This window comes from Streptomyces sp. NPDC004327, assembly GCF_042873935.1.
GTDB lineage: Bacteria > Actinomycetota > Actinomycetes > Streptomycetales > Streptomycetaceae > Streptomyces.
In genome coordinates this window covers 267,234-279,238 of record NZ_JBIAME010000001.1, presented here as the reverse complement: position 1 = coordinate 279,238, position 12,005 = coordinate 267,234, and the positions used below count along the sequence as shown (strand labels likewise).

At 76.2% G+C, this 12,005-nt stretch carries 6 protein-coding genes; 1 reads left to right on the top strand and 5 read right to left on the bottom strand.

The annotated features are described in order from the left end of the window. Positions 1–17: 17 nt before the first annotated feature. Positions 18–1,277 (top strand): Na/Pi symporter, encoded by a 1,260-nt coding sequence (locus ACFYU9_RS01080; RefSeq protein WP_389209638.1) that lies wholly within the window; start codon positions 18–20, stop codon positions 1,275–1,277. A 152-nt stretch (positions 1,278–1,429) separates the two neighbouring features. On the opposite strand, the gene ACFYU9_RS01075 is transcribed toward ACFYU9_RS01080, so the two are convergent. From ACFYU9_RS01075 to ACFYU9_RS01055, 5 genes are all read right to left on the bottom strand, one after another. Next, positions 1,430–6,169: a NaeI family type II restriction endonuclease gene (locus ACFYU9_RS01075; RefSeq protein WP_389341162.1), complete on the bottom strand. Its 4,740-nt coding sequence runs from the start codon at positions 6,167–6,169 to the stop codon at positions 1,430–1,432. Continuing rightward, on the bottom strand, positions 6,162–7,103 hold the full coding sequence (locus ACFYU9_RS01070; protein WP_389209634.1) for an AAA family ATPase: 942 nt from the start codon (positions 7,101–7,103) through the stop codon (positions 6,162–6,164). The genes ACFYU9_RS01075 and ACFYU9_RS01070 overlap by 8 nt, the downstream gene beginning before the upstream one ends. Beyond that, the gene (locus ACFYU9_RS01065; RefSeq protein WP_389341159.1) at positions 7,100–9,235 is read right to left on the bottom strand and encodes a hypothetical protein; all 2,136 of its coding nucleotides are present in this window, start codon (positions 9,233–9,235) and stop codon (positions 7,100–7,102) included. The genes ACFYU9_RS01070 and ACFYU9_RS01065 overlap by 4 nt, the downstream gene beginning before the upstream one ends. Next, positions 9,232–10,200, bottom strand: a complete 969-nt coding sequence (locus ACFYU9_RS01060; RefSeq protein ID WP_389341156.1) for an alpha/beta hydrolase — start codon at positions 10,198–10,200, stop codon at positions 9,232–9,234. The genes ACFYU9_RS01065 and ACFYU9_RS01060 overlap by 4 nt, the downstream gene beginning before the upstream one ends. A gap of 307 nt (positions 10,201–10,507) precedes the next feature. Further along, entirely contained in the window at positions 10,508–11,824 is a 1,317-nt protein-coding gene (locus ACFYU9_RS01055) for a glycosyltransferase (RefSeq protein ID WP_389341153.1), read from the bottom strand. Between the last annotated feature and the right edge of the window lie 181 nt (positions 11,825–12,005).

The window sequence follows — 12,005 nt, the reverse complement described above, 5'->3', positions numbered from 1 at the left end:
CCTCGTAGCCTTGGTTCATGGCGGAGGCCACATCCGACAGCGGGCAGGACGACGGCCACGAAGACGGTGACGGCGGCTCCGGGCGGACCCCTTCCGGGGGCTCGGCGCGCACGGCCCCCGCGGCCGGGAGCGGCGACGGCGCCGACCGGCTGCCCGTATGGAGCAAGGCCCTCGGCTGGTGCGGTGTCGCCGGGCTGATCTATCTGCTGATCTGTGCCGTGAGCATCATCAGCCGCGGCTTCGCGGGGCTGGGCGGCGACGCGGCGCACACCATGTTCGCCTTCGCCGCGCACCCGTGGGTCGGACTGAGCGTCGGCATTCTCGGTACCGTCCTGATCCAGTCGTCGACCACGACGACGGCCATCGCCGTCACGGCCGTGGGGTCGGGCGCGCTGCCCATCCAGGGCGCGATCCCCATCATCCTGGGCGCGAACGTCGGCACCACCGTGACGACGAGTCTGGTCGCCCTGACCTTCATCGGCGACCGCGCGGAGTTCCGCAGGGCGCTGGGCGCGTCGACCGTCCATGACTTCTACAACTGGCTCGCGCTGCTGATCTTCTTCCCCATCGAACTGATCTGGCATCCGCTGCAGCACATCAGCGGGGCGCTGACCGATGCGCTGTACGGCACGGACTGGCTGCCGGACCCGGCCCATCTGAACTTCATCCGGGCGGCCACCAGACCGGTGGAACACGCGGTGATCCACGCGACCTCGCACGTCAGCAGCACGCTCGGTCCGCTGTTCACCATCGTGATCGGCGCGGCGCTGATCCTGGTCGCCGTCCGCTACCTGGGTAAGCTCCTCAAGGTGCTCATGGTCGGCAGGGCCCGCTCCATCCTGATCAGGGCCGTCGGCCGCAACGCCTACCTCGCCATGGCGTCGGGCATGGGGGTCACCGTCGTCACCCAGTCCTCGACCATCACCACGTCCGTCCTGGTGCCCTTCGCCGGAACGGGCATCCTCACACCGGCGCAGGTGTATCCCGTCGTCGTCGGCTCCAACCTCGGCACGACGTTCACCGTGGTCTTCGCTGCGTTCGCGGGCGTCGGGCAGGACGCAAAAATCGGCCTGCAGGCGGCCTTCGTCCATCTGATCTACAACCTCTTCGCGATCGTCGCGATCTACGTGATCCCGCTCCTGCGCCCCGTACCGCTGCTCTGCGCCGAGGGCCTCGCCCGCGTCGCCTCCGAGCACCGGTGGGTCCTGGCCGTCTACCTCGGCACCGTCTTCATCGCGCTCCCCGCCCTGGTCATCGTGCTGGTGGGCGTGGTCTGAGCGCGGCGTCCGACGGCGGGGGGGCGCGGGTCGGCGACGGACGTACCCCGCGGGCGAAGCCTCGCCGCGGCCTGCTCCGTCATCGGCGGCGGCCGTCGCCCGGGCGAGAGGCTCGTGAGCCCGGCGACGGCCTCCGGGGACGGTGGAAGCGGTCAGCGGGTGCGCAGGCCGGGGAAGCCCGTCGGGATCGGGACGGCCGCGTCGCCGTCGTCGGCGAGGACCCAGGCGGTGCCGTCGACGGTGACCGAGGGGCGGGAGCCGTGGGCGGGGGTGCGGGGGGTGAGGGGAGCGCAGAGGTAGGTGTCGTCCGGGAGGGCGGGGAGGCGCAGGGCCTCGGCCATGGCGCGGCCGCGGGCGTTGGCGGCGAGGAGGAGCAGGCCCTCGGCGCGCAGGGCGGCGGCGGCCAGGCGGACGGCGCGTTCGCGGGCGCGGTCCCCGTCGCGCTCGTGGACGAGCGGGCGGAGGGCGGAGGCGTGCACGGGGTGGCGGCGGACGCGGCGGAAGAGTTCGGCGACGCGGGTGACGTCGTCGGGCCCGGCGAGGACGGCCGCGCGCGCGTCGGCGGCGAGGCCGAGGAGGACGTTCTCGGGGAGGGCCGCGTCGCGGTGGAGCCAGAGGACGCTGCCGGGCGGGACGCGCGGCGGCCCGCCCCGTACCAGACCCGCCGACCAGCGCGAGCCCGCCTCGTCCACGTACGCGAGCAGGCACATCCGGTCGCTCGGACGGCGGTCGCCGGACTCCCGGTCCGGGCCGTGCAGGACCACCTGGGCGTGCAGGGGTACGGACCTGCCGGCGCGTTCCCAGGTCAGCGGGCCGCTGGGGCCGCGGCGGAAGGGGAAGGCCCCCTCGCCGAGCCGTCGTTCCAGGTCCAGCGAGATGCCGGCCGCCTCCACCATGCCCAGATCGCCCAGATCGAAGCGGTCCGTGCCGCGCGCGGCCAGGGCGCTGTCGAAGGTGTCGCGGAGCGTCCGCGCGAGTATCCCGCCCTGGGGGTCGAGTTCGTTGAACAGCCGTGCCAGCGCGAGGAGTTCGGCGTCCCAGGCGCTGAGGTCCACCTGGGGCGTGAGGATCACGCACACCACCGTGCCGTTCTCGGTGCGCACGTCTCGCGGCGTGAGGCGGTGGGCGAGCGCGGAGTTCGCCGTGTCGTGCGACAGCGTCTCGTACGCCTCCGGGGAGACGCAGAGCGTGGTGTCGTCCGGGTAGTTCTCCGACACGCGGACGAAGTCCGCCCCCCGCAGCATCGTCCGCGTGTACTCGACGGCGGCGTCGGCCGCCGGCGGCTCCACCACCGGCCCCCGGTGGACCGCCATGCGCACGGCGGGGAGCCGATCGGTCAACTCGGCGAGGAGCGGGGCGAGCGGCACGGCGGCGTCGATCAGCAACAGCAGGCAGTCCTGGAAGGCATGGCTGTCGAACCGGCCGGGGCCGACGGACGCGAGGCCGCCGAGCAGGGCCGCCGACTCCGACACGAGCCGGGAACGGGACGCGGCGGACGCCCCGATGGCGATGACGATCCTGGCGGGATCGGCGGCGAGCCGCAGCAGCCGCTCGGCCTCGTGCCGCTCCGCCGCGTCCCGCACGGGGTCGAGCAGCGTCAGGCCCCCTCGCACCGCCCGTGCGGCCTGGTCGCGGCGGCCGAGCCGGAGCAGGGTCTCGGCGGTGCGCAGATGGACCCGGCCCGACTCCGACAGCAGGCCGCGGGTCCGGAAATGGGTACTCAACTCCCCCTGCACGACGAGGAGTTCTTCGTCCTCGCGATGGACGGTCAGGGCCTGTTCCAGGCAGAGCAGCGCCTCGCCGGCCTCCGGGGCCGAGGACGCGCCGCCGTGCCACGCCAGTGCCTCCCTCGCCCAGGAGATCGCGTCCCGCGCCCCGTCCTGCGGCCAGAGGGTGAGGACGATCCGGGCGATGACCAGGGCGGCGAGGCCGAAGGTCGCCTCGTCGGCCTCCAGGTCGCTGTGGGAGACCCGGTGCAGGATCTCCCAGGCGTCGTCGGGCCGCCCGAGGGCGAGTGCGGTGCGCGCGAGGGCGATCGCGGCCCTGCCCCGGACGCTTCCGCCGTGCTCCGGACTCAGACCGATCCAGTGCTCGGCGGCCCGCCGGAACGCCGGGAGGTGCGCCGGCATCCCGGCCACGTCCGTGAGCAGCAGCAGCGTCTCCGGGGCCGCGTACGCGAACTCCAGTGCGTTGCGCACCCACACCCCGGCCCGGGGCGCCGGCTCGGGCACGATCCCGAGCCGCGCGGGCAGGGTGCTGCCGGGGTGCCAGTCCTCGTGGAGGGCCGCGGCGGCGGCCTGGTGGAAGCGGCTGATCCGGGCCCGGGCGACCTCCCGCCGCGCGTCGTAGCCCGGGGTGGCCCGCACCTCGTCGTGGACGACCGCCGGGAAGACGTACCGGCCGGGTCCCGGCCGGTCCAGGAGACCGTCGCGCACGAGGGTGTCGAGGTGTGCGGCGGCGGAGTCCGGCGACCGGTCCAGGACGGCGGCGGCCTCCTCCAGGGTGAACTCCGAGGCGGCGGCCTCCGCGAGCCGGACGAGAGTGGTGGCGCGGCCCTCGGAGAGTTCGTCGAGCCAGTGGCGTACGACCGAGGCGGGGGGCGGAGAGCCGGCCGACCGGGACTCGGTGAGGATCCGGGCGGCGCGGGCGGAGATCACGGGGTCGGGCGAGGCCAGGGCGCCGCCCAGGATCCGCAGGGTGAGGGGCCACCAGCGGCCGGCCGCCACCGCGTCCGGCCGGGGCGCGCCGCCGGCGGCGAGGAGCCGGCCCGCGTCCTCGCCGAGGAGCCCCAACAGGTGCACTTCCGCGGCCAGGAGCGCGCTCGGGATCTCGCCCCGCGACGTGGCGATCACGGCGCAGCCCTCCGGCGGAACGGTGGCGAGCGCGCGGGCGCGCTCGTCCGTCCCGATGTCGTCCATGACGAGGAGGACCCGGCGCCCGCTCAGCGCCTGGTGCAGGCGCGCCGTCAGCTCCTCGGGGCGCGGGGTCGTGTCGCCGGGGGACTCCCGGCGGGCGCCGATGTCGTGCAGGATCCGGTCGAGCGCGGCCTCCGGCGCGACCGGGTGGGGCGTCGATCCCCGCAGCGGCACGAACAGCGCGCCGTCGGGAAAGCGCTCGCGCACCCGGTGGGCCACGTGCAGCGCCAGGGTGGTCCGCCCGGCGCCGGGGACGCCGTCCCAGGCGGTGACGTGGACGGCCCGCACCTTTCCGGTGGCGAGTTGCTCGACGAGCTCGTCCGCCGTCGTCCGCGCGGTGCCCACGAAGGGCTCCGGCGCGGGTGGCAGGCCGGGCTCGTCCTCCGGCGCCTCCGGCGCCTCTGTCACCGAAGGCTCCGGCTCGGCGAGCCCCAGCAGCTCCAGCGTCCGCCGCGACGCCCGCGCGAACGCCTCCTTCTCCGCCGCCAGGTCGTGCGGCCCCTCCCCGTCGTACGCGACCGAGGGCAGCCGGGTCCGGCTCGTGCCGCGGTCGGCGATGTGCCGGTCGAGGGCCTGGTGGAGGGCCCAGACCTCGTGGGCGGGAAGGTGCTCGCGCAGGACGGACCGGGCGTCGGGCGGCAGGGCCAGCTCGACCGGGCCGCCGGTGTGCCCCGTCACCTCGAAGACGCCGCTGGTGACGACTTCGGCGACGTCCGCGATCTGCGCGTCCGGCACCAGCTTCTCGCGGACCAGGTGGAGCAGCCGCAGGCTGAACCGGTCGAAGGGCGCGCAGAGCACGGCGAGCCGGGCGGCGCGCGGGGAGGCGGTGCGCAGGAAGCGGCGGGCTCGTTCGGCCGGCGGGAGGGGGACGGTCCGCGGGCGGGCGGGGCCGGCGGTGGTACGGCCGGTGGGCGGGACGAGGACCGCGGTGCAGCCCTCCGGGTCGCCGCGCATCAGCGTGCGGGACCAGCGGCCGAGGGAGTGCGGGGTGAGGGAGAGCACGGGGACGGGCAGCCAGGTGCCGGCCGCCGTCTCGTCCTCGGATGCGAGCAGCGCGGGCGGCGCCACGGGCACGCGGCCGCGGGGGCTGCCGGGAGCCGCGGGGGTGAAGCGGGCGGTGGGGAGGTCGAGGCCGCCGCGCCGCCAGAGGCGGGTGGGCAGCGGGTTGAGTACGGCGGTGGGGTGGGCGCCGGCCCAGGCGCGCAGCAGGTGCCACACGTCGGGGCGGCGCCAGGCGTCGGCCATGCAGTCGGAGACCACGACGACCAGGCGGCGCCCGTCGGCCGAGCGCAGCGCGCCGGGGGCTCGGGGCGTGCCGTGCGCGTCGAAGGTGAGGTCGGCGACCTGGAGGGTGCGGAAGGCGCCGAGCCGGTCCAGGACGGCCGAGAACTCGGCGACGGTTTCGGCCCAGACGCGCATGCCGGGCGAGCGGTCGACGACGAGGACGAGGTCGAACCAGCGCTCGGGCGCCGCCGTGACCACCGGGATCAGCTCGCCGCTGCGGGCGTAGCCGTCGACGGTGGCGTCGATGTCGAGTTCGCCGCGCCGGCCCTCGGGCCAGCGCCGCTTCCAGGGGCGCAGGGCGCGGGTGAGTTCGAGGGCGCGGGGCAGGCCGGCTGCGTGCGGGGCGGCGACGGCGTGGCCGCGGAGCGGGGCGGCGCTGCCGGGGAGCCGTTCGTGGAGGGGGCGGGTGCCGGCGCCGGGGCGCGCGGGGGCATGGGGTTCCGCTTCGCGGGTCGGTGCCTTCGGGGTGCGGGGGTCCCGGTCGGCGCCGGTGTCCGGCTCGCGCGGCCGGTCCTGGCCGGCCGGCCGGGGCGCGTCCGCGCCGGACCGGGGCCCGGCGGTGTCCCGTACCGCTTCGCCCGCCTGGTCCGCTCGCAGAGCGGCGAGCCACAGCGCCTCCGCCAGTGCGGTGCCGTCCAGTTCGGGGGCGGCGGCGCGCAGGGCGGAGAGCAGCCGGGGCAGGGGGTCAGGCATGCGAGAGCTCGCGCAGGATCAGGTCCTCGACCGCCTGCCGGCGGGCCTCGTCGGGGGCGTCGGTGCCGGCCAGGAGGTGGACGGCGTTGAGGAGTTGGTCGACGGCGAGGCTCTCGCCGGCGCCGAGGCGCTCCAGGAAGGCGGTGACGAGCCGGTCGGCGGCCGGGGTGGTGGCGGCGCCGGCGCCCATGTGGGCCTCGACGATCCGCAGCAGGGTCTCGGGCGTGGGCAGCGGCATGGTGAAGCGGACGCAGCGGCGCAGGAAGGCGGCGGGGAAGTCGCGTTCGCCGTTGCTGGTCATGACGATGAACGGGAACTCGGTGCACTGCACCCGGCCGCGCCGGATCTCGTGGTGCCGGTCGCCCTGCCATTCGCGTACGGCGACGACGTCCGTGCCGTAGCGGGCGAGTTCGGGGATCTCGAACTCGCCGCGCTCCAGGACGTCGAGGAGGTCGCTGGGCAGGTCGAGGTCGCTCTTGTCGATCTCGTCGATGAGCAGGGCGCGGGGCCGGTCGGCGGGCAGCAGGGCGGTGCCGAGCGGGCCCATGCGCAGGAAGGGCGCGATGTCGTCGCCGCCGGTCTCCTGGAGCCGCTGGGCGTGGATGCGGCCGAGGGCGTCGTAGCGGTAGAGGGCGTCGGCGAGGCTGCTGCGGGAGGTGATGTGCCAGCGCAGGACGGTGCCGAGGGCGAGTTCGGCGGCGACCTGTTCGATGACCGTCGACTTGCCGGAGCCGGCCGGTCCGGTGACGAGCAGCGGACGGCGCAGCGCGAGCGCGGCGTTGACGGCCTCGACGAGGCCCGGCGGCGGCACGAACTGCTCGTGCAGGGAGCGGCGCGGGAACTCGCGCCACGGCGGCGCCGGCGGCAGCGCCACGCGGTCCTCGGGCCGGGCGGGCGGGGTGCCGTGGCCGGCGTAGTAGGGCTGCCAGGTCATGCGGGTGACTCCCCCTCGTCGTGGGCCGGTTGCCGGCCGGCCAGGTGCTCGCTGTCGAACCAGGTGCAGAAGTCCAGCCATTCGGGTCCGTCCCAGACGGTACGGAGCCGGGCGAGATGGTGCAGCCCGTTTCCGGCGCGTCCCTTCTGCCGGTAGGCGCGGCAGAACTCGGCGGGCAGCAGGTGCCAGTGGGTGTCGACGGAGCGCCGTACGGATTCGGGTACGTGCCCCTGGGGCGCCGCCCCGGACGGCGCGTCGGTCGGCGGCGCGTCGGGCTCCGCGTCGGCCGGCGGCGCGTCGTCCGGCCACAGCACGATCGGCGAGGAGGCGAGCAGCGTCTCCATCAGCTCGGCGAGCCGGGCGGGCCGGTGGGCGAGGGCGACGGCGCGGGTGCGGGGCTCGTTCATGAGCCGCTCGCGCAGTTCGGCCACGCGGCGGGTGTCGGCCTCGCCGAACCAGTCGACGCGGTCGCCGTCGGCGCTGTCCTCGATGGCCTTCAGGGTGTCGCGGGCCTGGTCGTTGATCCACCACAGGTGGTCGGGCGGCTGGATCCGGTCGCTCCAGCGCAGCACCACGTCGTAGCGGGTGCCGATGCGCATGCCGAAGTCGGTCTCCTCGGGCCGCCAGGAGGCGAGCAGCGGGGCGGGCGCGGCGATCTCCACCCGGCGCAGGGGCGTGCCGAGGGCGCGCGCGAGGGGCGCGGCCCAGCGGAGCACGCCGACGAGCGCCCGCTCGGTGCCGGCGCGGTCCTGCGCGGCGCAGGGGAACTCCTCGTGGTGGCGGACGGTGCCGCCGTCCAGGAGCCAGGCGGCGAGCGATTCGGGCCATTCGTCGCCGACGGCCGCGTGCAGGCTGACGACGAGCCGCAGGCGCATCTCCTCGGTGCGTTCGGCGAGCCGCGCGAAGGCGTCGTTGAGGTCGATGACGGCACCGGTGTCCTTGGCCCAGGCGCGCAGGGCGGAGTGCTGCGGGTCGACGCCGGTGGCGCGGGCGAGGTGGGCGAGGAAGCCGGCGGTGGGCGCGGTGCGGCTGGAGCCGGCGAGCGGGGCGCGCAGCAGGAGGTGTTCGACGGTGTCGCGCAGGAGGTCCGTGCCGGTGGAGTCGGGCGGCGGGGTGAGCGGGTCGGCGACGGTCGCGGCGAGCGTGCGGCGCAGCAGGACGCTGGTGAGGTCGCTGCCGGGCCATGCGGTGAGCAGGTCGAGGGTGCGGGCGGCGTCCCGCAGGGCGTCGAGGACCCCGTGGGCCCACTGGCGTTCGGGCGCGGGCAGGCCGGCGAGGCGGTCGCGCAGGGCGGCCAGGTCGCGGGGGTGGGCGGGGACGTCGGCGGTGGGCTGTTCGCCGCCCAGCGGGGCGAGCGCCTGGCGCAGGGCGGCCCGGCCGACGGGGCCGAGCGGGGAGCCGGTGCGGGCGGCGGTGTGCCGGGCGTTGCGGGCGAGCCAGAGCGGGCCGGCGGCGAACTGGGCGCCGTCGTAGTCGACGTGCTGGATCGCCTGGCCGACGGCGCCGCCGTCCTCGCGTACGGCCCGGGCGACCCAGGCGCCGGTGAGGGTCTCGCCGGCCTCGTCGACGCCGGCGTGGAGGACCCTGACCAGGGTGTTGCTGAAGCGGAGGTCGTAGGCCTCCTCGTCGGCGGCGGCGCCCATGAGCAGGGTGAGCCGGGTGTCGCCGCGCCGGATGCCGCCGGCGAGCGAGGGCAGGTCGGGGACGGCGTGGCCGGCGTGGCAGGTGTCGACGACGGCGACGAGGCCGTCGAGGCCGGTGGTGTCGAGGAGGGCGCCGAGCAGCGTGCCGACGTTGACCGCGCTCAGCGGGTCCTCGGCGCCCGAGTCGCCGGCCATGTAGTACAGCTGGGTTCCCGCGGCCATGCCGTGTCCGAGGAGGGCGAGCACGAGCACGGCGCCCGCCTCGGCGGCGGCCCGGCCCGCCTGCCGTACCGCGTCCTCGATCTCCGTACGGGTGAGGCCGGCGCCGCACAGCAGGGTGCGGCCGTGCGCCGGGTCCTTGTCGCAGGCGCCGGCCCAGGGGGTGGTGAGGGTGTCGTGCAGGGCGTGGGCGGCCGGTTCGAGCGCGTCGAGCAGGCCGAGTCCGGGGCACTGGGCCCCGATCACGAGCACGTGGCGCCGTTCGCTCATCGCTCCGCGAGGGTGGTGAGGGCCTCGACGAGGGGTCCGGCGACGGCCGGCTGGGCCAGGTACTTGGTGGCCGGGTGCACCCAGGCGCCGTCGGAGTCGACGCGCCGGCTGTGCGGGAGGACGGCGCCGGCGTTGGGGCGGGTGAAGTCCTCCAGGACGGGGCGGGCGGCGACGAGGTCGTCGCGGTCCCAGAAGTTGAGCCAGCGGCCGACGGTGGCGGGGGTGGCGAGGGGGTGCGGGCGGACCCGGGGGTGGACGGCGCCGCGGATGCCGAGCGGCGAGCCGAGGGTGACGAACAGGGCGATGTCGGCCGGGTGTTCGTGCAGGGTCTCGAGGGCGACGACGGTGCCGAGGGAGTGGGCGACGACGATGTTGGGGCCGTCGGGGTCGAGGCAGTCGGCGACCCGGGTGCGGATCCGCCGGTCGAGGGTGGTGGTGCCGTCGGACTCGGCGCGGTTGAGGTAGCGGGCGACCTGGCCGAGCATGCCGGCGGTGGTCCGGGCGCTGAGCCAGCCGCCCACGGCGCGCAGTCCGGGGACGGCGAGCAGGCTGGTGACGGCGTTGACGACGCGCCGGGCCGGCGCGCCCGCGCCCTGGGCTCCGCCGGGCGGGGCGAGGCGGGAACGGGCGTGGCGCAGGGCGGCCGTCTCGGCGGCCGGGAGGTCGGCGGCGTGGTCGGCGAGGCGTTCGTCGACGGCCTCCAGGAGGAGGGCGGCGAGCAGGTCGTCGTCCTCGTCGGCCTGCGGGCCGGTGGCCGCGCCGCCCTGGGCTCCGGCCGTACGGAACAGGTCGCCGTAGTAGGCGAAACGGGCGTCCGCCGCCCAGCCGCCGGTGAGCGCCGAGACGTGCGCGGAGTGTCCGGCGGGCCCGGCGCCCGCGGCGACGGCGCGCAGCCACTCGTCCCGTTCGGCGGCGGGGTCGCGGGGACCGCCGATGCCGTGGACGAAGACCAGGCGAGGCTTCATGGCTCCCCCGTTCGGCGCGGCGCTTCCGGGTGGTCCGGATGCTGGTCCCGGTGATCCTTACGGGTGGGGTGGTGCGGGAGCAAGCCGCGGGCGGAGGACCGTCGAGTCTCGGCCAACTCCGCCCGGCAGCATGGCGGGATGCGCGCGATCAGCGGCTCGCGCCGGCGGTCGCGCTCGGCGTCACGCCGGTGGTCGCGCGACTTGTCGCGCCGTGATCGTGCTCGGCGTCACGCCGGTGGACGGGCTCGGCGTCACGCCGGCGGTCGCGCTCGGCGTCACGCCGGGGGCCGCCGGCTCCGTCGCCGGGTCAGCGGTCGCTGTCGCGGACGAGGGCGTCGATCGTGGCGAGGGCGTCGTGGTCCGCGTACTCCTTGGCGAGCGCGGTGGCGCGCTCCCGGTACGAGGGCGTGTCGAGCACGGTGTCCACGGCCGCGCGCAGGGCCTCGTCGGAGGGGGCGGCGGTGCGCAGGTTGACGCCGGTGCCGGTCCACTCGACGCGGGCGGCGACCTCGGGCTTGTCCTCGGTGTCGCCGCCGAGGACGAGCGGCACGCCGTGGCCGAGGGCGGCCTGGGTGCCGCCGTAACCGCCGTTGCTGACCAGTACGTCGGCGAGCGGGAGGAGCTCCGAGAAGGGGACGAATCCGGCCACGATCGCGTTGCCGGGTACGGCGGGCAGCGCGGCGGCGAACTGCTCGGCGGCGTCCGGGCGTCCGGTCGCGGCCACGACGAGGACGTCGGGGCGGTCGGCGAGGACCCGCACCGTGGGGACGGCCAGGCGGGTCAGGTCGGTGTTGGCGAGGGTGCCCTGGGTGGTGACGACGATCCGCCTGCCCTCCTCGCGGGCCCGCAGCAGCTCCGGCCACCAGGCGGGCTGCTCCTGCCCGGCGGCGGCCGGGATCGGGATCGCGCCGACGAAGCGGACGTTCTCCGGCATGTCGGAGCGCGGGTACTCGAAGCCCGCCACGGTCAGCTGCACGAAGACGTCGGCGGCGCCGATCAGGTTCCGGCCGAGCGGCCCCTCCGGCAGCGTGGCCCCGGCGCTGGCGAAGCAGCCGCGCAGATGGGCGACGAGCGGCTCGCGCATCTCGGCCATGCGGGCGGCGATCGCCGCGTGCTGCTCCCGCTCGGCCTCGTCGCCGGCCGGCAGGAGGCCGAGGCCGTGCGGCGCGGTGTCCCGGCTCTCGACGCTCAGCGGTGTGATGCCGACGCTGAAGACGGCGGGCCGCCGGCCCTTCTCCTCGCCGAGCGCCAGCGCGAGGCCGCCGAAGAACAGGTTGTCGTGGATCACGGCGGTCGCCGGGAAGCCGGCGAGGACTTCCCGCAGCGCCCGGCACTGCGCGGCCGTCGGGTCGCCGAACACATGCATGACGTCCCACATGATCTGCGCCGGCCCGGCCGGAATCGTGTCCCGCTCAGGGAACCTGGCCGAGAAGTCCCGGTCGTCGTAGTCCGCTTCAGCGGGCAGCGCCCGGAACTCCGGCCCCGCCGCCCGCACTTCCTCCGCGAACCGCGCGCCGCCCAGGAACACGACCTCGTGCCCGGACCGCGACAGATGGCTCGCTATCCGCAGCAGCGGCGCGTGATGGCCCGACACGGGTGTGGCGGCGACAAGAATCCTGGACATGCTGGACTTCCCCCCTGTGAACGACTGTCGCGCGACTGCGCAGGCGCCGTGGTGACGCACGTGACAAGCCTACGAGCTGCGGAAACGGATCCCGTCGGCTTTCGGCCGCGACGGCGCGTCGACCGTCCGGCGGGGGCGGCGGGGGCGGCGGGGGCGGCGGGGCGACCGTCCGGCGGGGCGG